Here is a 25,831-nt window from a genome sequence, read left to right as displayed (position 1 = left end):
CTGTTCCTAATAAATCTCTCCCCCATTACCCTGACGTCCAACACTATAAAATGTTGACTCTATACCTGGTGTTGTGGTTTTGAACAACTTATTGTTCATAAGTACATAGTCTATGACGTTCATTTCTGAATCCACCCAATAACCTAGCTTACCGTTTCTTTCTTCATACTGAACGCGATTTCCATCTCCATCTAAATGGTAAAACTTCCCTCCAAATTCGAATCCTCCACTGGCCAAAGCACCTTTGTACATTTGGCTACCTCCCCACATGGACCAATCTGAATATCCTATACCATCAGCCCAATGATTTCCCGAACCCGGATTGGTTCGGGTAGATTTGGGCATAAGGTCAAACGGATTTTGAAAGTTGTTAGAGGTGTAAGTATCACAAGTACCCCATATCCCAGCATTCTGCCCCATCAATCCCAACGGGTCACTGTAACGTACCGGATTGTTAAACCCAAAATGAATAAGGGTTTAAGCCCGGAACCATAGCGTCCAGGGAGTATTTCACTATCTCTAATTTAATAATCCTTTCTCACAACTAAAAGTAGTTTTTATCTAAAGGATATACAAATGAATAATGCTGAATAATAAGAACAGCTTGGCTGCTCCTAAATTATACAATGGTCAAATTTGCAAACTTTTATTTACTAAGATGTGCTTTAATAAGCCATTGCAAATGGCTTTCAAAGGATGACGATTTCAAAGCAGATTAGCAATAAAAAGGTGTAGTGGATACTACACCCAAGTCGGGTGGACAACAATCCCTAGGCATCATCCCATCCGGATCAATAAACCTTATAGGGTTATCAAACGCATAATTGTAGGGCGAATGTCTTATCATTTGGTCTGCCATAGGATCCACCACTCCCCATCTTCCTATCACCGGATTCCCGAAATACGGGACAGGCTATACATCCTCGCCCCATAATCATAATACTGAAGATCTTTTTCTTCAATCAGTTCTTTACCATTGTACAATTACTTATTCTCTTTGACACCTCCATACTGATACCCCAGCCCAGTCAGTTCTAGCCCACAAGTATTCCTGAGTTCCTCAGGACAGGCTCCATGTGTCTCTTGAATAAACAAAGATGTTTTTCTTGAGATGCTAGATCCATTGAACCTACCTGATAGGCAGGCAGGCCTGACCTCATCAGCAGTTTAATTTCAAAGACAGTTTCCATGTATCTGGTTTATGAAATATACAAATTTTCTTCTAAAATTCTGTGCTGATTTACCCCAAGTAGCCTACTTACAATTTTTTAGGTTTGTACGATAGCATGACGTAAAAAGGTTCACGACCTCAAATGAACTTAGCAATAAAAAAGTATAGTAGAGTAACTAATAAAAGCCTTTTATAAAGTGAGTGCAGAGGTTAATTTAACTATACGTGAACAACAATTACCCCCAAATAAATAGGTACTATTAAATATATAAATTAAAAAATTGACTAATATTAAAGTGTATACAATAACATATTGATTTTAATATTTAAGAAATATTTCTTGTGTGAAAACCGAATTCATCAAAGAATCTTTAACAGATGGAATAATTTCTACATCAAACTGGATACTACTAACTTTCTCAGAATTTTTCTGAAATTCAACCATATAATAATTCTCCTCCAATTTCTTAGATTTTATTTTATCTCTAGAATTTAAATAGTAAAACTCAAATTCGCCATTATACGGAAAATAATTCTTCAATAATAATTTCACCTTATTTTCACTTAACCATTCAGAATCTATCAATTTCATATTTAAGGCATTGTACCTCTTTTCACCATTTTCAAACATATCTAAGTACAAAATATCATTATTGAATTTATACTCTCTTGTCGTTACTAAATTATGGTACGTTTCTTTAATTAAGGTGTCATTTACTTTTTCACTGAAAACTCCAGATAAAAATGAAGTATACGTTGAATAAGAACTTGAATCTTTTTCATGATGGTTCAATTTTGTGACAATTATACCCCTTTCATCAAACTCCTGACTTAAAAACAACTTATTTCCCTTATCAAAGTATTCAATTTTATCGATAGTAATATCATTATCTTTTAAGACAAGCTTTATTTTTCCAAACTTACTATTTATTTCTACTGGTGACCCAACTTCAATATTAAAGGAATTATTATTGCATCCAGCCAAAATACTACAAACAATTAAAACGGTATATAAATTATTCATCTCTCTTTTCTTTAATACTTTCCAAGGCCTTTTTACCTTCATTAACTCCATTTCCCGTCCCTGTAACTTGTATCGTATCAGTACCAATAACCCTTTTATATCTTATACTCCTTCCAACGCCATTGCTATAGGTTTTAACATCAAAAAAGGTGGTATCCTCTTTAATATTAGAATTTTTAATAATCGTTTCATCCGAATTTCCATCCATGGTCGTTGCAGATTTTTCCAATTCATTTGTTAAACCAAGTATAGAGCTTAACGCATTAGCAATCTTCTCCATAAATCCACCAGAAGGTGATCCTTTTCCAACATCACTCAAACCATCCATGTTTACAAACCCAGCTATTTTATCACTATTTGTCCCAGAATCTACAGGACCACTACTAAATTCTGTTTCAGTAATTATTCCTGCGGTTTGACTATTTAAATTCTTAGTTCTTTCAGCTCCTAATAAATTTTGCAGATTTGATTTAATAAAATCAAACTTTTTATGCATCTCCGAAACAAAAATAAATTCAGAAGAAGGTGGACAACAATCCCTAGGCATCATCCCATCCGGATCAATAAACCTTATAGGGTTATCAAACGCATAATTGTAGGGCGAATGTCTTGTCATTTGGTCTGCCATAGGATCCACAACTCCCCATCTTCCTATCACCGGGTCATACATCCTCGCCCCATAATCATAATACTCCAGCCCTTCGTCCTCGATCAGCTCTTTCCCATTATACAAATACTTATTCTCCTTGACACCACCATTCTGATACCCTAGCCCATTCAACTCCAAACCCCAAGGATCATAATGGGTTTCTTGAATCACTATCGAAGGGGTTCTTGATATACTAAAATCATCGAACCAAACGTCCTCAGCGGTTTCATTGACCAGAACGGTTTCCATGTATCCGTCTTGTGAAATATACAATTTTTCTTCTAAAACTTCATGCTGATTGGCGGCTTTTCTGCTTAAGGGTTGCTTGCCTACTTCGTAGCGATTGCCATCACTGTCATAGAGGGCATAAAGTAAGTAAGCTTCCGGGGTTTGCTTTTGCTGTAAGTCTGTCGCCACTATGCCAATCATATTTAATATCGTTATCGGATTGGCTCCTCCTGCTTGTTGTGTACTTTTGGACAGTTCATTGAGGTCATCGAGAATTTTGCTTTTCCCTCCACTGTTTACAAATCCTGCGGGGTTTGTTTTTGAAGTGGCTGTTCTTCGTACTTGCCATAGACACTTAGGTTAAGCTGATCTCCTGTAAAGACCTCTTGTCTACTTGAGGGACCTAAAACCCTTCCTCTTGCTGCATTTAACCAAGCCACTTTATCTCCTCCGGGGGTAACATTCTGTTCCACATCAGTTTGTCTTGAAGCAGTTAGTCCAAAGAAATCTTCCTGCTCTTTCAGTAAATGTTGGCTTTCCATGGTCGCCAACTTTGTCTCCGTTTTGGGCTGCCTAAGCACCTGCCGGACATTGCCTAGATGATCTTTGATATAAAAATCATAATGATAGACATTTGATTCATTTGCCACCCTGCCTTCTTCATGAACCATATAATCCAAGCTCCCATTTAGGAACACCAGCTCTCCAATATAGTCTCTAGTTTTAGCAGGCTTGTCCTGGTTCTCCTGAACCGTCTGGCTTAGCTTTTTCCCCTCTGCATCATAGGCAAAGTTAATTTTCCCTCCATTGGAAAAAGTGATCTCTTCGGGCAAATTCAGGTGGTTGTAGCTGATTTTAGTAATCCTCTTATCGGGATTAGAAGTTTGGTTTCCATTGACATCATAGGCGTAATTTTCTTGAGACCCGGTATTGGGTTTAAAATCTTTCGCGGTATGGGTATTGGAAACCAACCCGTCTGTGACGCGTAACAGTTTATTGGAATAATTGTCCCCTAAGTCATCATTGCTTTCATAAGTGTAGGTCAAATCGTCCACTTTTCCATAGGTGGCTTTTGATTTTTCGTTAAACCTGGCCATTGTCAATATATTGCCATTGGCATCATAGCTGATTCCTTGGAGGGAATAATGGTTATTTTCCCCTGCTGCATTGAATCTCGCAGCTAACAGTCGATTGGCATTGTCGTATTGGTAAGCGAAGCTCCTCGCTTTACCGTCCTGTCCCTCCCATTCGATGCCTGCTATATTTCCATTGTAATATTTATTCTCGCTACCGGTATTGTAATAGAGTTTTTGTCGGAATATCCCCATTTCATTGCTCCCTTGATTATCCAGCCAGCCTCTAATATTATAAGCATAGGTTTGACTGATGGCAGATTGGCCCAGAAATGATTTTGAAACAAGCTGCCCTAGGTCATTATAAGCATAAGCAGCCAAGGTAATAGCAGGATCGGAGCCAACTTTATGCGTTATCGACGCAATTTGACCGGTGACATTGTAGGTAAAGGTTCGGTGAATATCGGGGCTTTCAGCCCTACTGCTTGAAATCAATGTATGAATTGGTTGACCCTCAAAATTATAGGCAGTGGAATTCAGCACGGTCCCCCCAAGTTGGTCCTGAGCAATGGTTTGTATCACCCGTCCTTCTTCATCGTAATAGATTGCGGTGGTATAAAATTCTCCTGTTTTCAGGTTTTTTACTTTTTTCCCTGTTTGTAAACCATGGATTCGAGTAGTTGGATGAGAAGTAAATGGTGGACCAGGATTTACATAGGGGAATTCGCTAAGGAATTCATAGGAATCGTATAAGTAAACAGTCAAAATATTGCCATCATCTGTCGGCCAAGCCCCCACCGTGCCTGAACTTTCTGTTCCAATCTGAGCAGTGAAATTTTGGTTTCTGGTGGCTTTCATGTTAAATCCTGGTTTTAGGCTGATGGATTTTTCAGCCACATACTCCTGATACCCATCGTATTTACTAGAAGAAATTCTAGATCCTGTCTTTACTTTAGCTGTATTGGCATTTACTGAGGCTTCATTTGAAGGCATCTCATTGAGGCTATTTTGAATACTAGCCCGGTCATTATTTGAGCTGGTCATTCCGGTCATCACTACTCTTCCAAGTCCATCATATTTGGTGTAAAGCCATTTTCCGGGGTCTTCTAGCCATATTGGCATCCTGAACTCCTACCATTCTGTTTTGATTGTCATACACCATGGATTCCAATCCTTTTCCGGGAATGTATTTTTCTATCATTCTCCCCCTTTTATCGTAGGTATAGCGAAAATATTGTTCTTTCGCCAAGCTTGCATTGGTACTGATATCAATACTCCAGTTTGCATCGGCAATAATTTGGGTGGCCCTGGGAGGAATGACCACGCTTAACCTTGAGAAAACATCATAAACATAGTAGGTACAAAGCCAACCTATATGGCCTTCATCTGTAGGTGCAGCAGTATTCTGCACTTTTTTAACACTACCCTATCTAATTTATCCGTGTAGGTAAGGGTACTTTTATCGTCTTCATCTACAGTAATCTCTACCCACAGGTCATTCGCACGAAACGCTGAATTACTTTCGGGAAGCCCACTCTGATTTACGGTAAATACCCGAACGGCCTCTTCTGTAGTATTGGGTCTTCTGAAAAATTTCAACTCCTTACCGGACCCCATTTGCCAAGCATTTCCTTGTGCTGCTTGTTTATTAACTCTGTTTAAAGGGAAGCTTCAAATTCTTTTTCTATATAGGCTGAGGGATTTTCTCCATATAATAACGTATAATAAGCCTCCTGGTCATTTATAGCGGAAAGCCGAAAATCTCCGGGTTTTCGGCCGTTGGCAATAGAGAATGGTAGCAATTCCTTTGTCTGCATACCATATTCATCATACGCTATAGGTACAATCAAATCCTTGCCTGAAACCGTGCTTTCTTTTCCCACAGTCTGCATTGTACGACCAAGTCCATCATGATAAGCGAATTGCTTTTGTGATTGGCTTGAGTTGGCCGAAACAATTGTCATTTCATCCAGACCAGCTTTTTCGCTGTATATTTCTTTACATAATTATGGTTGGCAACTATCGCCTTTACCGGTACTTTAGGTGTCATACAGCCGGAAGAGGTATGAACATATGCCAAGTAGTAAGTAGTCGTTGCGGAGATAGTAGGTGTGGTGAAAATTTGGGCTGCCCCTAGTTGAGTGCTTTGGTCGGAAGCAAACCATCGGTATTCAAAACCTGCAGGAGCAGGAGACGCTGTAAGTTCTACTGAGCCACTCTCAAAGCGTGAAACATTTTCAGCTGAAGCCTCTATTTCCTCACAAGGGTTTATGTGGGGTACCCGTATTTGTAGGTTGTCATTGAAGTTCCCATCAAAGGTCATGAATTGATAGGTCAAGTTAAAAGAACCGGCTGAGCTAAAAGTCAGGCTTATGGAATTATAGGTCTCATAATTGATGGTTGCCTGGGGAACAGACCACATACTTCCAATTCCGTTGTTTGGGTATACCATAGTAGTCCCATTCCAAAAATTAACTTCAAATAAGGCTGTTTCTCCTATACTAACAGTAGTAGGGCCTATTATCTGAACCTGAGTAACCTCTTGGCCAAACAAATATTGCCCATAAACACAGATTAAAAGTGAAAAGAGGTAAGGCTTCATTTTGCATCCTTCTTAGTAAAATACAACTCATGGATTTGTCCACGACGCGCCTTCATTGGTATCAATAAAATCCCATCTTTTCCGTTAACTCGAACGGAATAACTGGTCTTTATTCCATTGATCTCAATTGCTAACAGCGATGTACCTTCAATTCCCCATTTTCCGTTGACAATATTCTGTCTTTTACCCAATACCCATTGGGCTGTAAAGATTCCGTCCTCTGAAAAAATAAATGACCTAGACTTAATGGCTTGTTTCATTGCTTCAGATTCAGCCGTTTTGGTCATTGAATCTTTTGCCGATATACCATAATTTATTGCTGACAACTGATTTACTGAATCCGTTTGCCAATATCCAATTAGGTTTTGGGCATCAATTGGTTCTATCTTTTGGGCAGCTACAGGACTTACCGCGATATGAAAAACTACTAAAATAAATAAGAATAATTTTTCCATCGCTCCTCACTTTAAGGGTTTAAACCACTTGTTTGATAATTGTACTCGTAAAGTTCCTTTAACTGCCCATTATCATCTCTAATTGCTTTCAACCGCCCCATGTAGTCGTATTCGTAATGCAAGGTGTAATTTCTAGCATCTGTTTTGGATGTCACTCCAACCAAAGGATCGTATGTATAAGTCGTCATTCCGGCATCTATTGGGTGTAACCGTAATTCATCCAAATGCAAACCGCTTCCTTCAATGGTAAGCCTATTTTCCATAACTATCCTTTGGATTAACTTCCATTCTTGGTCTAATTTCTCTGTCTGCCCCCAAAAATCCCAATTTGCTGAACCATTGGCTCTTTTTACCCAAAATGTAAGCAAATATTTTTCACTTGAACTAGCCTCTATTCCCGATTTTGAGATACTTCCTGTTCCCAAATCATAATACCTACCACCTGTTCTGGAGCCTATAGAAGAAACGGAATTACCCATATAAGTCCACCCTCCTTTATCTTGCGTTTCAAATGATGTGTAAGAAATTTGATCAGGACGGGAGTTAAGCACCTCACATACCGGTAATTTATCAGTAGAGTCCCATAGAATTGCCCTATTATTTTGACCTAACTCTTCTACTTGGTTAATATTAAATGCATGATCGTAGCCTAGTTTGGTCTTTTTTACAAAAGACTCATGAAATGAAATTCCGTCCACTGAGTGGGGAAAATTTTTTATTGGAGCATTTGTTTCTAGGTGTAGAATTTCATCCAATAAAACCTCTCCTGATTTAATTTTCCATTTTCTTGCCTGCCCACTTATTACCCCATTTTTCACAGATTTAATTGATTCTATGGGATCACCAATTATATTTTTGCTTAACAATGCATTAATCTCTTGGGAGGGTTTTTCATACTCCAAAGGGTACTTATACTCTTCACTTTCAAATCCCCAATTTGAATTGACTACCGTTCGTTTTTGAAGTTGATGAAATGCATTGTATTGATAAGAGCGGTCAACCGCTAATTCGGCTTCACCCGAATATAATTTATCCATTTCATAGGCTGGTTTGAAAGACTCAGATTCTATATAAAATGCTGTTGTTTCTCTTAGCGTTACAGGCGTAAATGGAGGCAGAAATCCATTGTTTTGAAATTGTAGGACGAATTTTATAAAAGGGAAAGATTGCCATACTTTTACTGGTGATCTTGCATTAAGGGTTTTGTACCCAAGTACACTTTTACTCTCAACCAAATTTCCAGAATTATCTTCCTGAGTCTTTGCTATTAATTTACCTCTTTTATGATCATAGCTCTTTTTATTAACTAGGGGCATTTCATAGGGATTATTCTGCAAACCGATTTGATCCGGATAATCATAAAAAGAAGTAAATTTATGGACCGTTTCACCATTACCATCAATTTTTTCAACAACCCTTTGATAACCTATGGGACGGCTTTGCGTCATGGATAGTGGAAAAGCTGAGTGGGAGTAAGCTTTAACACCTGTAGTAAAAATTTCGGAGCCTTGAGTTCCTGATGTAAAAGAAGCATGGTATTTTAAATCACTTCCGGCTACCCCGGATGAAAGATCAACATTACCCTCTTGGGTATATTCGAATTTTCTTTTGATGGGTGGATTAAATTGGTCAACATCATGAATTTCAGCAATACGTATTCCACCTCCTATTTTTTTGTTATTGAACCTTCTTCCAAAAGCCTGTATTTTAACTTGACTCTGACATCTATTTCTCCGGTATATTGAGGTATATATTTAGTGAGATCGAAGGTTCCTGTAAAATTGAAGTTCCAAGGAGTAAGCACAGAAGCGCATGGTTCGATATTATTGCCATAGGCAACCCCATCCGTACTGCATTCATACCAAAGCTGAACTTGTGCTAGAGAATTAAAAGTTACTGAAGACGCTATAGATGAATCGATATAGTTCCATGCGGACCACCCATCCTCTGCCAAGGGATTCTCATTAATAAAACTATAGTCATTGGGCTCATAAAAAAACTGCCTGCTCCCCCTGTGGGCCAAGTGATTTTATTTAAAACCCCATATTTCATTTTTTCAATATTAGGATCTTTATTAATTCCAGGATAAGTCTTGTCTTGAAAAGTTTGCGAAGAAAATGAAAAAGTTGGAATCAATCCGGTACCAATATTACGTGCCCCATTAAAATATCCCCAATGGTCAGTATCTCTACTACTATATCCGGGTAACAAGTGCATGTTGTTGTATTCAAAAGAATAAACTTGATCCTTGTCTACAATTAATTTTTTCAGTGTTAATCTTTGGTTGGGCTTATCGATAAATTCAAGAGCAAACCCTTTTTTAATCTCATTTTGATTGTTCTTTAACAGTATAGAATCTAATTTGAATGAAGAAAATGAATACTCCATGGCAGGGTGGGGCAAATCATTTCGAACAGAAGTAATAAATTCGACTGTTCCACTCTCAAAAATTATCTTTTTTAAATTATGTCTGTAATTTCTACTTATCGTTTGACCTCTGTTCTCAGGAAAGCCACCCATATTTGTCAAACTCCCATTACCAAGAAAAATATTGCTTCCATGAAGGGTATAATAACCAATTGCGATGGACTGGTATTCATAGAGAGATGATGAGGTATCAAAGTTTGAATAATCATACTCAAAAAGAATTTCATTCTTTAAATTCGGAGACACAATTTTTGTCAGATACCAGCTTGTGATTATATCTTTTATATCCCCGGAACCACCTTCTTGGGTAAAAGTAGCAGATTCAGATTTGGATAATTCCAATTCTTCAAAATAATAAATCACCCCATTTTCATCTGTAATTTTCCACTTTTTAAAACCACTAAAACGGAACATAACAGAACCGAAGCTTTTGAAGACAGACCCTTTATCTATCAATTCAATTTTAATATTGGCATAAGGAAGTGTTCTTATTCCTCCATCATTATCAAAAAAGAACTTCCCTGATTTTCCGTTAAAATTATAATAAAACATATCAGGCATTCCATCTACAAGTCCTACTCTTTGATTTTCTATATAATCATCTGATGGATTAGGCCAATTGTCTTCCAATAAATGACCTGTATAGTAAAAACCAATAGATTCTTCATCATCATTTATTCCTCCAATTGCTCTGGTGATAACACCTCCTACATTTAAAGACCAACCGGACCCCACCCAGTTGGGAAATTCATTGACTTTGACACCTCCCGCAAAATAGGACAAATCAATATTGGCCTGAAGATCCTTTGAATCAACAGTATACAAAGGAATTCTAATATCAGGAATGCCGGTATAATGATTAACAGTAGAAGGAGTATATTTTACTAATGAATAGGCATTAGGTGATGGAAAAGTTACATGCCGATCTTGAGAAAAGCAATAAATATTAACTGTAAAGCAGAAAATAAAAATTAGAAAGGGCCGAATAAAAATACTAATTAAATTATCTCTTTCCATATTCCTCAAACAATAAAATATTTGCAAATAATCAGATTGAAATATCAATTAGAAATTAAAATAATAAATAAAAACAACAAAAACAATTTATATAAAATAAATTAAAATGTATAAATGATTTTATTGAATTAAAATAATTCTACAAAAACACCAATAAATAAGTTATTTATCTGCTAATTATGATTTCAATTTATGTGAAAAATATATACCCTACTTACAAAAAAACATCTCCACCTCTCCATAATAAAATTGGACCAAGCTTAGTATACCCCAACCTTTACCCTCCTAAAATGAAATTGATTGGCATAGATGGTGGCATTGGAGGTACTGTCATTTTTATCATTGTAGAGGCTTTCTGCCCTTAGCCAGAGGTCCAGTTCCTGGTTTTTGGGGCTGTCTGAGGAAAGGGTTATGGGGGTGGTTTCACTTGTGCAGCTGGCTTGATTGAGGCGCTCCAGGTAGTGCATGCTGTTTACATGGGTATAAGGCTGTGCCGGATGGTTGAGCAGGTAAGTGGGGTGAAAGGTATTGGTGTCCTTGGGCGCCAGGCCCTGTGGCAGGCGCAAGTATAACAGTACTTCCTCTCCCGCTTCCCAGATGCCATTGCCATTGCCTGTCCCTCCTGACAAGGATTCTAAAACAATGCTATCCATTCCCTGCTGGTAGATCGGTACTTCGGGCAGGGTTCTTCCATCCAGAAGGATCAGGTCTTCCCTAGGGCTGTAGACAGCTTTGGGAGCGGCAAAAGCCACGATCCTAAGGGTGTCGGCCACTTGCCGGTCTGCCCTGATTACAAAATCCACTCCGGCCACAAAGCTGGAATCGGAATAGCGCCCAAAGGTAAATTGAAAGGCCTGCTCGCTATCGATCGCTGCTTTGGCTTCCAGGGCTGAGATGGTGATTTTTTCGGGACTTATTTTTAAATGGGGATGCTGGGTAACCGGGATGATCTCGATTTCTTTTGCGGAGGCATTGCCTATATTGACCAGGGAGAAACTCAAGCTTTCTGTTTTTCCCTCCTCAAAGTAAAAATGCTCCTGGTTGTTGGGGAATACCATGCCTAGTTGGGCTTCTGGTTCAGCTTCTCTATTGATTCCCAGCCAATGGCCTCCACCGGACAAGGCAAAGTCCAGCTTTCCTTCTTTGTCTGCCGCTACAAGGTTGTCTGCCTCAAAAGCATGCGTAGAAAGATTGAACGATCGCAGAAGGTAGGTTTCCCCGGGCGCATAGCTTCCCGCCGTACTGACAGCAATGCTTTCTTCCAGGACGATGGGCCCATCAGGAATAAAAGTTCGGGACAAAATCTTTAATTTGTTTTCAGCCGCATTTTCTATCAAGGTTAGGGCCGGGGTTTCCCGCTTGATCTTAAAAGTATTTCCGAACACTTCGAAATTGTCAAAACCGGGATTGACATGGTTCCATTTGGCAGGCAGCGCGGGTGTCTTGGCAAATTCATTGCGGTGAAAATCCAATTGCTGCTCGGTGTCAGCAGCCCAGTGGTTCGGGTAGTCTGCGGTATGGGTTTCAAAATGGCTAAGGTCTGCACTTCCAAAAGCTGGGTCATGTGCCAGTTGTTGTACTTGAGCCAGTCCCCATCGGTCTTGGTCAAGCGCACGGCCAAACCCTTTAGGGAGCGGTGCATTTCCAGGATGGGGAAAACCACCTGTCGGCCTTTAGGGCCGTAGTAGGGAGGTTAGCAGCAGGATCGAAAGCACTGACAGAGGCCACCAGGTCTTTGTTTTGCCCGGCCACATAGTAGGAGGTCAAGCCGCCCATGCTCAGGCCTGTGATGGCTCTTTTGCTGCGGTCGGGAATGCTTCGGAAATTTTGGTCTACATGCTTTACCAACTCCCTGAAATGGGCACTAAAATCCCAGCCCCAATGTTCCCGCTCGGTTTCATGGGCACGTACATAATCATAAGGCAGGGCGTTGCCATAGGGTATGCCTTCCCGCTCTTTTTTACCAGGGGAAAGATTGGGTTCATAGCCATCCCAGGTGACGATGATCAGGTTATTTTCCCGGGCATATTTTTTCCATTCCATCACAAAGGGAGGTTCCAATCGGCCGTTTGCCGGATACTCTACATCGTCTTCCAAGTCGTAAGCATCCCATTTGTACCTGCCTCCATAGCCATGAAAATAATACACCACCGGGTATTGCTTGTCCGGTTGCTCTGCATAATCTCCAGGCAGGTAGATCCTGTAATTTCGCTCCGTGCCAAAAGCATCACTGTAGAAAGCAATGTCTTGATAAGGTTCGGTTTTTGGGGTTTCGCAGGCCAGGAGACTTAGCAAGATCAGGAGTATTGTAAAACTTTTGCAGGAGAGTAGGTTGCTGAGTGGCATAGTGGTGTTTTTTATTTATTTTTGAACCTCTGTATTAGGTTTGATTTTGTCAGCATTGTTGCGAAAAAAAGGCAACAATACCGCCAAAATCAGGTCATTCCTATTGTTTTACTAGGGGCTGACATCCTTGGCTAATGTATTTCGCCTTTCCAGGGCTGGCAAAAGCAGGAACTAAAAGGTTCTCTTACTCGCTTAATTGTTGCCAATGTATTAAAATAAAATCATCCATTAAAGACCAAAGCTTTTTCTTCCTATCTGAATGGATTGGTGCCCCATTCGTATCTTTTCTCCGGATCGAAATCAGGATTGGGTACGGGGTTTTGGGCATTGGTCGCTACTTGCCATTTTTTCAAGGCTTGCTTCATTTCGGCCAACTTATCAGGGTAACTAAACTTCAGGTCTGTCATTTCGATGACATCATATTTTAGGTTGTACAGGTCAAACTCACCGGTAACCAGGTTTTCTACTATTTTCCAATCTCCTTTTCTCAATGCCGACATGGGTACCTCATGATGGTAAACAGGGTAATGGGTAAACACTTCTCTCCGGATCAAACTTTTTTGCTGTTAAAGGCGAAACCATTGAAACCCCATCCAGAACTTGGTCTTGTGGCTCCTTACCACGGCCCAATTCTAAAAAGGTAGGATAAAAATCCACACTGGAGACGATGGCTTCGGATTTACTCCCTGCCTCTACCTTTTCCGGCCAGCGCACAATTAAAGGTACACGTATTCCTCCTTCATAAAGCGTCCCTTTCCCTGCTCTAAAGGGGGCATTGGATGTGGCGATATAACGCAGGGGATGTCCTTCAGGATAGACATCCTGGCTTTCTCCTCCCAATAAAGGGATGTTGTCAAATCGGTTGTCCACTCCTCCATTGTCTGAATAGAAGATAAATACGGTATTGTCCGCCAAGCCCTTTTCCTCAATGGCGGCCATGATTTGCCCAACACTCTCATCTATATGGGTAACCATGGCTGCATACACAGCATTGCTGGGATAGTCGGGATCTTTAGGCTTGTTGAGGTATTTATCGATCAGGTCCCTATCCGCATCCAACTGTACATGCACATCATAATGCGAAATAAAAAGAAAGAAAGGCTCATTGTTATTCTCCTCTATAAAGTCAACTCCCATGCGTGTGAGGGTTTGGCTCAATCGCTCATTTTCTTTGGTTTGGTATTCGGGAACAAACTTTGGATGGTAAAAACCACCACCGGCGTACATATAGGCCTCATCATACCCCCTGTTATTGGGAAGGTGTTCGGGATTGTTTCCCAAATGCCATTTCCCAAAATAGCCGGTAGTATAACCTGCAGCCTGCATGGCATTGCCGATGGTTGAAATCTTATTGGGAAGATGTTGCACTTGGTGATGTGGAACGGTTACTTCCTCATTGGGGCGCCAATGGCCTGGGATAAAGTCGAAAATGCCTACCCTAGCCGGGTACTGACCTGCTTGTATGCTGGCTCGGGTAGGCGAACAAACGGGTGCTGCATAGGCATTATAAAACAACATTCCCTGGCTGGCCAATTTGTCGATATTAGGTGTTTCATTGAATTGGTTACCATATGCAGGCAAGTCTCTGCCTCCAAGATCATCTGCCATGATCAACACAATATTGGGTTGATCCTGAGCAGTCGCAATAATGGCGCTGAAAACAAAAATCAGTAGGATAAAAGTATTCAATAATTTAGTCATCGGGTAAATGGTTATTTGGGAAGTGATTGATTTCGTTTTTGAGGGTAGGCTTTCGCTTGTAAATTAAAGCAAAGGAAATCTGTGTGAATCAATGAAAAGCATTAACCCAATACAAAGCTTGCCAGCAATTTTTGAACCTCATAAACATCCACAGACTTATTGAATTTCTTACTTACGGCGGGTTGATGGTCACTTGAGATCCAAATCTTCAATTCCGCGTCCAGGTCGAAAGTCCCTGCTGTCTCTATACTGAACCTAGAAATACTTTTATAGGGCAAGGATAGGTATTCAGATTTTCTTCCGGTGAGCCCTTGTTTATCCACCAGGATCAACCGCTTACTGGTAAAAATAAAAGTATCTCTGATCAATTTAAAACCTGTTTCGATTTGCTCATCTGGTATTAAAATTTTACCGAAATCATTCAGGAGAGTGTCTTTGTCTACTACTCCGGCATTGCCTAATAATGAATTAAATAATCCCATACAATTGGTTAATTGAGTGTTTGGTTTGCTTGTTTTTAGTGGATTAAATTTAGTAAATATTGTGGAGAAATGGGTTTTAAAACCTAATAATACCCAAAATTCAAATTGAATATCTGAAAATCTTTGGAACGCTCTCAAGTTTTCTGTTAGCATAATTAATTCCTTTCACACAACCGAACAGCCATTCAAAAAGTCAAAATTGCTAATTGTCAAACTTTGGGATCTTAATCGGGCTTTCCCTTTTCCATAAAGATCTATGGAACTAATAGTCGGAAGAATTATAACCTGGTTATTAAACACTTAAATTAAACTGGGGTTATTTTTGTGGTTTTGCTGCTTATTGCTCTAAAACCAGTTCGTCTATAGTGATTTGGGAAACATAGCCCTTGTTACTTATTTTCCCAATATGCTAAAACATCTTTGGCTACCTTCCCCCATTTTTCTGCATGAGGTACAGCGTACCAATATTTGGAATAAAGCGCTAAGGCTTTTTAGCAAACTTTATTGATTTTTCTTGATCAACAATAGAGTATTGGTGAAAAAGGCTAAGGTTTAAACAGGTATCTGCCAAAGGGATTTCAAAAATGCTTGGATTTAATTGGGCTAATTTTCTTTTTATCTCTAAGGCTTCTTGATAGGATTGCTCCGCTTTTTCAAAATCATTTTTACTCCACTGTAAAGCCGCAAAATTATTTAAACTCTCTGCTACCACAGGTAAGTAGGTTTGGGGATTGAAATCCGCTAATTTTCTTCTTATCTCTAAGGCTTCTTGGTAAGATTGCTCAGCCTTTTCAAACTCATTTTTACCATACTGTAAAATTCCCAAATTATTAAAGGTATCTGCTACCGCAGGTAAGTAGGTTTGGGGATTGAAATCCGCTAATTTTCTTCTTATCTCTAAGGCTTCCTGATAGGATTGCTCCGCTTTTTCAAACTCATTTTTAGCACGCTGTAAAATCCCCAAATTATTTAAGGTCTCTGCTACGATCGGTAAATAGGTTTGGGGATTGACTTCCGCTAATTTTCTTCTTATCTCTAAGGCTTCTTGATAGGATTGCTCCGTTTTTTCAAAATCATTTTTATCACGCTGTAAAGCCGCAAAATTATTTAAACTTTCTGCTACCGCAGGTAAGTAGGTTTGGGGATTGACATCCGCTAATTTTCTTCTTATCTCTAAGGCTTCTTGGTAAGATTGCTCAGCCTTTTCAAACTCATTTTTACCATACTGTAAAATTCCCAAATTATTTAAGGTATCTGCTACGGCCGGTAAATAGGTTTGGGGATTGACTTCCGCTAATTTTCTTCTTATCTCTAAGGCTTCTTGATAGGATTGCTCCGCTTTTTCAAACTCATTTTTATCGCGCTGTAAAATCCCCAAATTATTTAAGATTGCTGCCACTTTCGGCAAATAGGTTTGGGGATTGACAGCCGCTAACTTTCTTCTTATCTCTAAGGCTTCTTGATAGGATAGCTCCGCTTTAACAAACTCATTTTTATCACGCTGTATAGTCCCCAAATTATTTAAGGTCTCTGCTACTGCAGGTAAATAGGTTTGGGAATTGACACCCGCTAATTTTTTTCTTATCTCTAAGGCTTCTTGATAGAATTGCTCCGCGCTTTTAAACTCATTTTTATCATGCTGTAGAATAGCCAAATTATTTAAGATTGCTGCCATATTCGGTAAATAGGCTTGGGGATTGACATCCGCTAATTTTCGATATATCTCTAAGGCTTCTTGATAGGATTGCACCGCCTTTTCAAACTCATTTTCATTCCACTGTAAAGTCCCCAAATTATTTAAGGTCTCTGCTACTGCAGGTAAATAGGTTTGGGGATTGAAATATGCTAATTTTCTTCTTATCTCTAAGGCTTCTTGATAGGTTAGCTCGGCCTTTTCAAACTCATTTTCATTCCACTGTAAAATAGCCAAATTATTTAAGGTCTCTGCTACTGAAGGCAAATAGGTTTGGGGTTTGAAATTCGCTAGATTTCTTCTTATCTCTAGGGCTTCCTGATAGGATTGGTCTGCTTTTTCAAACTCATTTTTATTACGCTGTAAAATCCCCAAATTATTTAAGATAGTCGCCTTTTGAACTTCATCTGAAATGTATTTCAAAGCCTTCTTATAAATGTCTTCCGCTTTAAGGATCTCTCCATGCTCCGACAGAAAGTAGGCATAATTGAAAGTGGTGTCATAATTTTCAATGACACGCATGGCTTTAGCATAAAGCCTATAAGCTTCTTCAAACCATCCTTCCTTTTTTGTCAGCACACTAGTTTGCGCTTTAATGGTTAATTCATTGGCTAATATTTTTCCTTTCTCTTCGTATTGTGCAATATCACGATCTATGTCCTCTTCATTTAGCACGTTGTTGAGTTCTTGGTATTTACCTTCTTCAAATAATGCCCTGGCTTTTTGTAATCTATCAGAATCCAGAGACGTTGTCTGCCTGAGTTGTTTGGCAAGCTGGATTACATTGCTCACAAAAGCGCTAAGGGTATTCTCCAGTCTATTTTTATCCTCACGTCTTTGGAGCAACTGTTTTTCTAGATTTTCAAGGTTTTGCTGCAATATTGATTTGGTACTTTCATCAACCTTAGTTATTGCGATCTGTACGCTTTCTATTTGGGAGATTATAGAATTTATGGCTTTCGTATGCTCCTGAATATCAAATATATATTTTTGATATTCATCCGAAACTGCAATCTGTCGAGGTGATATAGAATGAGCTTTAATCCCTTGCAAAACAAGGTTTGCTGTTTTCTCTGGCAGTTCACCAAGATCCGCCTTTACTTCTTCAAGCGTTGAATAGATTTCTCCGAGTAGGAGGACCATATCTTTGTACTCCTCAAAAAACCTGTTTAGCGTTTGTGAAAGTGCTGTTATAGTGATTTTGACTTCTCCAATTTTAGTTTGAATCGTATCCAAATACTCAGTTTGTATATAAGTAGAAAGTTCCGGATTTTCTTTTAGCTCCTGCGTAAAAAATGCACAAGTCAGTTTGTAAAAGTCCATCTGCCGACTGCCTTCTTTCCATCCATCCATGATACAGCTTTTTACAGCTTGTTCTACTTTTCGCCGATTCCCTTCAAGTTCCCGAATAATGCTCTCTTTGAGATTACCAACAAGTTCGTCCATCCTTTCAGTGGAAGATCCATTTTTTGGGAATAGTATTTCACGATGGGATTCATCCAGCGCAGACTTTCTACTATAACTTTTTTCATTAGCTATCAAATCTCTTTGCTCTTTGATGTAGTTCTCAAGCTCTTTGATATTGCCCCATCTGGCATCGGATAGCTTGTACCATTTTCTTTGGGGTAAAATATGATTTATGACCAGCAACGTAGCTTGTAGGTACGACTTTCTTATGGCTTTTTGAATGTGATGATTTGCGGGTTCATTGACATTGGTTTTTATTTGATCATAAAGTTTGTTTGTGCCCTGGCAGAGCCAATAATCAGTTCTATTACCCAACCAGCCACCCAATAAGGTAGACATCATCCAGGTTATTGTTATTGGTTCCATTGGCAATTATATTTTTGATAAGCGATAACGTTTGGTAGTAAACGGTGATTTAATACCGCTTATATATTGTGTATGTCTAACATGGGCATATGGTATCGAATATAGCAAATTATTCCAAAGGATAAAATACCTCTACCGGCATTCTTTGGTATTGATTTGTCCTAAAAAAAGTTTATAGATTAGGGTTTAAATACTGTTTTGGTTTTACAGTTTAGGAAATTAATCTCCCTTTTTCTCTCTTTTTTGGAGGGATATTTCACTATTCTCAAAAATAATGAGTGGTCTTACTTAATCTAAACTGAGTCTGGTGTGAGTGCTTCTGAATTCTGGCTCGTCCTAAAAGAAGTTTCCAAATTATGGTTTAAACACTGCTTTGGATTTACATTATTCGCCCCCTTTGTCCTCATTATTTGAAGGGGGTGCCGGGGGATTTTAACGGGACGGGACAACGTCTTCAAATAAAAAATCCCTCCGCGGTGGCGGAGGGAAATTAGGATTGAAACTTAAAACCGGTTGGATTGTGGTTTTATTTATCTGAAAGCTCACGCCCATCAAAAATCTTATCCAATAACTCAGTATTTTTTCCTCCTGCATAGGATTCTCTTTCCTGAAGGAAATCCAAATACTCATTCAGGTATTTTTGGGAGATCTCGGAGTTATCACCATATTTTTCTCTTAAGCCATCCAGTTTTTTATGCAGTTCTGCTTGAATTTCAGCGTAGGCAGGATCATCATAGACATTTTTCAATTCCATTGGATCATTGATTCTATCGATCAGCTCCCATTCATCTGCATCAAAATAGTAATGTACCAGTTTGTATTCTTTAGTGACAATGGCGTAGTGACGCTTCACCATATGAACAGAAGGGTATTCATAATAATGGTAATAAACTGCATCACGTGTCCATTCTCCTTCTCCTGTCAATAATGGCAAAAGGCTTTCACCCTGCATATCTTTGGGAGCTTCTATCCCTGCTGCAGCCAGAAAGGTCTGGGCGAAATCCAGATTTTGAACCATTTCATTGGTTGTAGAACCTGGAGCTACTTTTCCGGGCCAAGCTACCAACAATGGTGTTTTAAAAGATTCGTCATATACAAAGCGTTTATCAAACCAGCCATGCTCTCCAAGGTAAAAACCCTGATCAGATGTATAAACGATAATGGTGTTTTCCATCAAACCATTGGCTTCCAAATAATCCAACACTCTACCTACATTTTCATCCACTGCCTTGATGGTGCCTAAATAATCTTGCATATATCGCTGATACCTCCACTTCATCTTATCCTCATCTGTCATATTTGGATACGCTTTCTTGAAATCTTCGATCATAGGATCATAAGAAGCATCCCATACCGCTCGCTGTTCCGCATTCATACGTCCCACTTCTCCATCAAAGGCAGCTTTATCCCAACTGGAATTGGGGGCTATACCCAACTCATCCATCACAGCCGGAGGAATTTTAGAATCTCCCGCCCAGTGCATATCTGTAAGCAAATTCATTTCAGCTTCGTGCGCCGCTCGACCTCTTCCTGAATAATCATCAAACAAGGTGGCAGGCTCAGGGAAAGTCTTTTGGGTAAACTCCGCTACATGCCTTCCTGCAGGGAGCCACTCCCTATGAGGTGCTTTGTGCAGGTAAAAAAGTAGGAAAGGATCTTCTTTGGTGCGCTCATTTTCCAACCAATTTAGCGTCATGTCAGTAATGATATCTGTGACATAACCTTCCACCTCAATTTTACCTTCATCTTTAGTTATAAACACCGGATTGTAATACTTTCCTTGCCCTGGTAAAATTTTAAATTGGTCAAATCCCTTGGGGTTATTGCCAAAATGCAACTTACCAAACATGGCAGTCTGATAACCTTCCTCTTGAAAAATTTGAGGGAAGGTTACATTGGTGGTATCAAAAGGAAAGTGGTTGTCTACCTTGCCATTGATATGGCTGTGTTTCCCTGTCAAAATTGTGGCTCTTGATGGGGCACAGATGGAATTGGTCACCGAGGCGTTGGTGAAAAGCATACCCATTTCTGCAATCCTATCGATATTTGGTGTCTCTATCAGCTTATTATCATAGGCTGAAATGGCCTGATAGGCATGATCATCAGACATGATAAAAACGATATTTGGTCGTTCGGCAGTCTCTTGCTTATCGGCTGTTGATTCACAAGCCGAAAGGCCGAGAACTGCAAAAAACCCGGCTATTATTGGCGTATATTTTCCCATTTAAGTATTTAATTTATTGTTATGATTGGGAAAATTAGTGGATTGGACTAATAATTAAAAATGTTTTATCAAATTAAGCCGGATTATGTCATTTTGAGTAGTCCATTTTTTGATTTCCGTAAGAGGTCTAAATCAGAAATGGGCATTGATTCAGGCTGGCTACAAAAGCTTACTTTTTGTAGATGTGTACGGATTTGGGTTTGATGGGAGTTTCAAAGTATTAATTGATAAAAATATCTCCCTGCCCCTAATAAAGGGGATTTTGATGCGTCCGGATTAGCGGGACACTACCTTAAAAATTGCAAATCCTATATATGCTAGCAATCAAATATTGAACGAATAAAATTAAAAAAACGTCACCTACAAAGGATTAATACTCCTCATAGATGACGCTTGCATTTTTTTTTGAAAACCTTCCTTGGCCCTACTTTCCTATTTTTTAAATCTTTCAGGAATTATAAATTCATAACCTTTAGGAGGCCAAGGTCCTATGCTCTGCCCTTCAGGACGTGGGGCGGTCGGTCTGATTGGCTCAAAACCTGCAGCTGAATACTTTATATTCAAGAAAGGTGTTTCGATTTTCTCACCGTCTACTAGTGATCTGATTCCCATGTCTGAAATCCCACTGGTAAGTAGCGTTCTTTCTACAGGAGCTGTAGGTTTTTCGGTTACAATGAATTTCTGAATATTAAGGGAAAGGTAACTGAAATGAGAATAGCTCATGCTTCCATCCAGCACAAATTCGGTAGCTACCCGTCCCTGAGCGGTGTCGGCTGCATATGCCCATCCCCCATTTACAAAACCGGAAAGCAAAACGATAGCCCCCTTGGTACCGTCATTGTATTCAACAATAATGGCATTAGGATCCTTCACCAACTCCCTCATATTTCCTTTTTCCCGACCTTTGATCTTGTTACATGCAGCATTCACCAAATCTAAATTGATACGTCCATCATCCATGGCTTTCCAAACATCATCTCCTCCCAGGCCCAGTACACTTTTTACTCCTGTTTCTCCCCCTTCTCTTCTTTCCACCATGCATTGCAGAATCTCTGCCACATGAAATCCATAAGCATCAAGAGAGTGATACCCTATAGCAACTGCTTCGGTGATTTTTACACCTAAGGGATGCTCTAAGGGTTGATCTCTCCAGCAAAATGGCAAAGATGAACCTGCCATCATAGGCACTTTTAGCTCCTTGGCCCTATCATACACCCATTTACTATCTAACCAACTATAAGATAGATGTTTGTCGTTGAACAAAGGGACGGACTTATTGGATGCATCAAATACCCTGAAAATTTGCTCCAGGTAATTCATCCTAGGGTACATTTTGATACCATACCTACTTTTATCATATTCCCCATGCTCTCCCACATAGATGACCGCATCCACCGCCAGCTTATCACCTCCCAAGGTGAGGGCTCCTGCGATTGTATCGTACATCTTTGCCCCATTCATTTCGGCAATGCGTACCCCGGTATCATTGTCTCCGATCTGGTCGATCCATACCGATACAATTTTCACTTGTGGAGCTACCATGCCATCATCTGTAGGTATTCCTACAAAAAGTTTGGTAGCAATGACATCTGCATGGGCACTGTTTCTATAGATATTGGCAATCAATGCGACTGTTTTTTGCGCTGAGGCAGGCTTATCACTACTTAGCTCTATAACTTTAGCCATGGCCTTTGCATCATTTTCCCAGAACATGCCGGAAAGATTAATGGCTGTGGCTGCAAGGGCTGATTTTTTGATAAAATTTCTTCTCGGATTTTCTTTTTCCTTATTCATTTATGTATTGATAGCGATTAAAGTGATGAAATTATTTTGAGGGCCTACAAGTTTGATCTAACCAATCAGTAAAACTCACCTCATGTAATAGGACCGAATTGTCCTATTCGCCTTAATATAAGTCAAATAGAATCTGTCCGGTAATTTTCAGCTACCAGCCCACAGCATATCCATTTCTTCTGGGATCTGCTCCACCCATTATCCAACCGGATTTTCTGTCGATAGAAACACCTTGTGCCCCTCCTACTGTCATGGACCAGTCTCCCAAACTTGTATCCAATAGATAGCCCATTTGTCTTAAACTTTTAAGTACCTGATTGTCTACGCGGGTTTCAATGATAATTTCTTTGGCAGGCACAGATCCCAATTCATCCTTCCAACGAAACCTAGGAGCACTGATGGCATCCTGAATATTCATCCCAAAATCAATATAATTCATGGCTACTTGAGGTACTGACTGCAAAATCCCAAAACTACCGGGAGAACCTACTACCAATTCAGGTTTGCCATCTTTGTGGAATTGCATCATTCCACCCACACACCAGCCTACAGCTTTCCATGGCTCCACACTATTGGCCAACCCCGGTGTTTTTTCCATCCAGTCAATGGCGCTATTGAAAATCAACCCTGTTTTTCCGGCCACATATCCAGAACCAAATCCTCCACCGTGGGTTTGGATAATAACCACTGCATTTCCCCATTGATCCATGGCAGAAAGGCTGGTGGTTGCATACTGGTATTTGGGATCCATTTTGTCTTTTAAACTGCCCAACAATTTAAGCTCAGACTCTGTAAAATCACTCCTATCGGCTATTTTACGATTTTTCACCCTTTCAACCACTTTCTTACGTTGTTCGTCAAGGTAACTGTCTGAAAGCAATTTATCTACAGGCACATCTACATAATCAGGGTCGCCCACATATTTATCCGTATCAATCCTACTCAAATAAATGGCTTCCATCAAATGGGCAAGGTATTCTGTACTATTGTGCCCCATGGCTTGTAAGTCAAAGCCCTCCATTATTTTAAGGGTTTGTAATTGCTGAATACCCATTCCCGGAGGAGGGTTATTGTACACTTTATATCCTCTATAGTCAATCGAAATGGGGTCTGTCCATTGCACACGTCCCGGAACCATTGCCAAATCCTCTACTGTGATAAAGCCTCCGTCTTTTTTGAATGCCGCTGCAATTTGCTCGGCAATATCACCTTGATAAAACACCTCAATACCTTCATCCGCAATTCTCCTCATTGTTTTTGCCAAAGGTTTATTGGTGAAAATATCTCCAATTTCGTAAGGATTTTCTCCATCTTTAAACAGAATGGCTCTGGACTCTTTGTGAGGCCTTACCCTTTCCACTGTTCCTCTCCACATGGCTTGGTCAAATTCAGTAATGGGAACGCCATCTTCCAAATAGGCTATGGTCGGTTCAAACACCTCTTTGAGAGACATGGTCCCATAATCTTCCAATGCCCTATTCCATCCTGCCAGGTTACCCGGAATGGCGACAATTCTAGGTCCTACAGTCTCAATGGCTCCATGACCTGCTCCATCAGCAGCCTTTGCTTCATCTTTCAAAGACATTGCCTTAAAGGACTTAGGCACCCAACCGCCAAAAGCCAAGGACCTAACCCTATCCTCTTCTGCGGAATAAAAAGCATAAACCCCACACCGGCAGTACCGGACATATAGGGTTCAACAGCATTTAGAGAGGCTGCTGCTGCTACTATAGCATCAATGGCATTTCCTCCTTTGGCCAAAACCTGTTGTCCGGCAAGGCTTGCCAGTGGGTTGGCTGTCGCGACCATTCCTTTTTTACCTATTGCTGCCGGCCTTAGATTCTCTTTAGCCACTTGTGCCATGGTATTAAAGCTAAAGATGCACATCATCAAAATCACTCCCAACAGCATTCCTTTAAAAGCCGGGTGTTTTTTGTAGTTGGTTTTCATACTTTTTTCATTTTAATTTTTAATGTCTTTTTTTCCGATTCTAAAAAAATAATCTATTGCCTTGTTCTGTTAACAGAAATCCAGGCCTTGATTAAAGTTTTTATTTATCAGGAGTTTTCATCTATTTTGGGTTGTTTTTCTGGACCCTCCATCAATTCTTCTTTATTAGTTTTTAGAGGTTTTCCATTCCAATAAGAAGCCATTACAGAAGAAGTAAAGCCCATTAACGGCCCACATACAGCAGAAGCCAATCCAACAGTTGCTATTTTACCCATTTCTTTGGCTATTCCGGAGACCAAACCTGCATTTTGCATACCGGTGGTTATGGAAATGGTCCTGCAATCTTGTTCTTCCAGCTTGAATAATCGAGCCATCCAATATGCCGATAAATAGCCAAGCAGGTTAAGCAACAACACCATCAAGACCAATACTAAGCCCATATTCAATAAGCTATCTCTCCCCGCAGCCATGATAATGGCCACGATCAATGCAATTCCCGCCATTGATACAAAAGGCATGGAAGCATCCAACCACTTGGCCTTACCATGCAGAAACTTATTGAAAATCAAACCTGCACCAATAGGGAAAAGCACCATTTTAACAATGCTCCACATCATACCCAAAACATCAATAGGGATAAATCCTCCGGCATAAAATTTCATTAATACAGGAATAAATAAAGGAGCCAAAAGGGTGGTTACGGAAACGATAGTGATGCAAAGAGCTACGTTGGCTTTGGCCAAATAAGCAAAAACCGGGGAAGCTACAGATACAGGTGCACATCCCAATAAAATAAGGCCGGCAGATATTTCCGGTGAGAAACCACTTGCTGAAGCCAATGCGAAAGCGATCAATGGCATCAAAAGAAATTGTGCAAATACCCCTACAATGACTGATTTAGGAGATTTCCCCAAGGCAATAAAATCTTTAATCCCCATGGAAGTCCCCATGCCAAACATGATCACTTGAATCAAAGGCGTGATTAACCCTGCTAGTTCATACCCTCTGAATTCAAGAAAATAATTCGGAAAATTTAATGCTGTAACAACGACCGTCAGTATTATTAAAGTAAACGAAAGCCCTTTTGTAGCTTGAAAGGCCCTGACCCCAATGGCTGCTGATAAAAAAAGCCATCAGGACAGGCCCTATATAATCCGTATTC

Annotated in this window: 22 protein-coding genes and 1 pseudogene; all 23 read right to left on the bottom strand. The window is 39.8% G+C overall.

The window, feature by feature from the left end:
* Positions 1-6: 6 nt before the first annotated feature.
* Positions 7-420 carry a hypothetical protein gene (locus tag WG932_RS28505; RefSeq protein WP_483086162.1) on the bottom strand — a complete coding sequence of 138 codons (414 nt, stop codon included), beginning with the start codon at positions 418-420 and terminating at the stop codon, positions 7-9.
* A 295-nt stretch (positions 421-715) separates the two neighbouring features.
* Positions 716-889 (bottom strand): hypothetical protein, encoded by a 174-nt coding sequence (locus WG932_RS28500; protein WP_483086161.1) that lies wholly within the window; start codon positions 887-889, stop codon positions 716-718.
* A gap of 601 nt (positions 890-1,490) precedes the next feature.
* Positions 1,491-2,195 carry a hypothetical protein gene (locus WG932_RS28495; protein WP_014021000.1) on the bottom strand — a complete coding sequence of 235 codons (705 nt, stop codon included), beginning with the start codon at positions 2,193-2,195 and terminating at the stop codon, positions 1,491-1,493.
* Entirely contained in the window at positions 2,188-3,273 is a 1,086-nt protein-coding gene (locus WG932_RS28490; protein ID WP_483086160.1) for an RHS repeat domain-containing protein, read from the bottom strand. Before WG932_RS28490 ends, WG932_RS28495 begins: the two co-directional genes overlap by 8 nt.
* A 95-nt stretch (positions 3,274-3,368) precedes the next feature.
* Entirely contained in the window at positions 3,369-5,267 is a 1,899-nt protein-coding gene (locus WG932_RS28485; protein ID WP_483086159.1) for an RHS repeat domain-containing protein, read from the bottom strand.
* Positions 5,218-5,556 carry a hypothetical protein gene (locus WG932_RS28480; RefSeq protein WP_483086158.1) on the bottom strand — a complete coding sequence of 113 codons (339 nt, stop codon included), beginning with the start codon at positions 5,554-5,556 and terminating at the stop codon, positions 5,218-5,220. The genes WG932_RS28485 and WG932_RS28480 overlap by 50 nt, the downstream gene beginning before the upstream one ends.
* Positions 5,517-5,762 (bottom strand): hypothetical protein, encoded by a 246-nt coding sequence (locus WG932_RS28475; RefSeq protein ID WP_483086157.1) that lies wholly within the window; start codon positions 5,760-5,762, stop codon positions 5,517-5,519. The genes WG932_RS28480 and WG932_RS28475 overlap by 40 nt, the downstream gene beginning before the upstream one ends.
* 41 nt (positions 5,763-5,803) lie before the next feature.
* On the bottom strand, positions 5,804-6,109 hold the full coding sequence (locus tag WG932_RS28470) for a DUF6443 domain-containing protein (protein WP_483086156.1): 306 nt from the start codon (positions 6,107-6,109) through the stop codon (positions 5,804-5,806).
* Positions 6,106-6,747 carry an Ig-like domain-containing protein gene (locus tag WG932_RS28465; protein WP_483086155.1) on the bottom strand — a complete coding sequence of 214 codons (642 nt, stop codon included), beginning with the start codon at positions 6,745-6,747 and terminating at the stop codon, positions 6,106-6,108. Before WG932_RS28465 ends, WG932_RS28470 begins: the two co-directional genes overlap by 4 nt.
* Complete coding sequence (locus WG932_RS28460; RefSeq protein WP_014020998.1) at positions 6,744-7,202, bottom strand: hypothetical protein; 459 nt, start codon at positions 7,200-7,202, stop codon at positions 6,744-6,746. The genes WG932_RS28465 and WG932_RS28460 overlap by 4 nt, the downstream gene beginning before the upstream one ends.
* A gap of 11 nt (positions 7,203-7,213) precedes the next feature.
* Complete coding sequence (locus tag WG932_RS28455; RefSeq protein ID WP_483086154.1) at positions 7,214-8,650, bottom strand: hypothetical protein; 1,437 nt, start codon at positions 8,648-8,650, stop codon at positions 7,214-7,216.
* 218 nt (positions 8,651-8,868) lie between these two features.
* On the bottom strand, positions 8,869-9,156 hold the full coding sequence (locus tag WG932_RS28450) for a hypothetical protein (RefSeq protein ID WP_483086153.1): 288 nt from the start codon (positions 9,154-9,156) through the stop codon (positions 8,869-8,871).
* On the bottom strand, positions 9,108-10,646 hold the full coding sequence (locus WG932_RS28445; protein WP_483086152.1) for a hypothetical protein: 1,539 nt from the start codon (positions 10,644-10,646) through the stop codon (positions 9,108-9,110). Before WG932_RS28445 ends, WG932_RS28450 begins: the two co-directional genes overlap by 49 nt.
* 260 nt (positions 10,647-10,906) lie before the next feature.
* A complete protein-coding gene (locus tag WG932_RS28440) occupies positions 10,907-12,118 on the bottom strand; it encodes a hypothetical protein (RefSeq protein WP_483086151.1) in 1,212 nt (403 codons plus the stop codon).
* Between the two features lie 154 nt (positions 12,119-12,272).
* The gene (locus WG932_RS28435) at positions 12,273-12,992 is read right to left on the bottom strand and encodes an alpha/beta hydrolase-fold protein (protein ID WP_483086150.1); all 720 of its coding nucleotides are present in this window, start codon (positions 12,990-12,992) and stop codon (positions 12,273-12,275) included.
* Between the two features lie 251 nt (positions 12,993-13,243).
* Positions 13,244-13,546 carry a hypothetical protein gene (locus WG932_RS28430; RefSeq protein WP_483086149.1) on the bottom strand — a complete coding sequence of 101 codons (303 nt, stop codon included), beginning with the start codon at positions 13,544-13,546 and terminating at the stop codon, positions 13,244-13,246.
* A complete protein-coding gene (locus WG932_RS28425; RefSeq protein ID WP_483086148.1) occupies positions 13,500-14,693 on the bottom strand; it encodes a sulfatase in 1,194 nt (397 codons plus the stop codon). The genes WG932_RS28430 and WG932_RS28425 overlap by 47 nt, the downstream gene beginning before the upstream one ends.
* Before the next feature lie 101 nt (positions 14,694-14,794).
* Complete coding sequence (locus WG932_RS28420) at positions 14,795-15,175, bottom strand: PH domain-containing protein (RefSeq protein WP_483086147.1); 381 nt, start codon at positions 15,173-15,175, stop codon at positions 14,795-14,797.
* A 481-nt stretch (positions 15,176-15,656) separates the two neighbouring features.
* On the bottom strand, positions 15,657-18,701 hold the full coding sequence (locus WG932_RS28415; protein ID WP_483086146.1) for a tetratricopeptide repeat protein: 3,045 nt from the start codon (positions 18,699-18,701) through the stop codon (positions 15,657-15,659).
* 526 nt (positions 18,702-19,227) lie between these two features.
* Complete coding sequence (locus WG932_RS28410; protein WP_483086145.1) at positions 19,228-20,925, bottom strand: sulfatase family protein; 1,698 nt, start codon at positions 20,923-20,925, stop codon at positions 19,228-19,230.
* Between the two features lie 432 nt (positions 20,926-21,357).
* Entirely contained in the window at positions 21,358-22,719 is a 1,362-nt protein-coding gene (locus tag WG932_RS28405) for a hypothetical protein (protein ID WP_483086144.1), read from the bottom strand.
* Positions 22,720-22,870: 151 nt separating this feature from the next.
* Positions 22,871-24,528 (bottom strand): annotated as a pseudogene (gene ggt / locus WG932_RS28400) (gamma-glutamyltransferase).
* Between the two features lie 248 nt (positions 24,529-24,776).
* Positions 24,777-25,727, bottom strand: a complete 951-nt coding sequence (locus WG932_RS28395; protein WP_483088736.1) for a bile acid:sodium symporter family protein — start codon at positions 25,725-25,727, stop codon at positions 24,777-24,779.
* Positions 25,728-25,831 lie beyond the last annotated feature (104 nt).

This window comes from Cyclobacterium sp. SOCE241 (genome assembly GCF_056867545.1).
The sequence above is the reverse complement of the archived record's forward strand: the minus strand, read 5'-3'. Positions and strand labels throughout refer to the sequence as shown.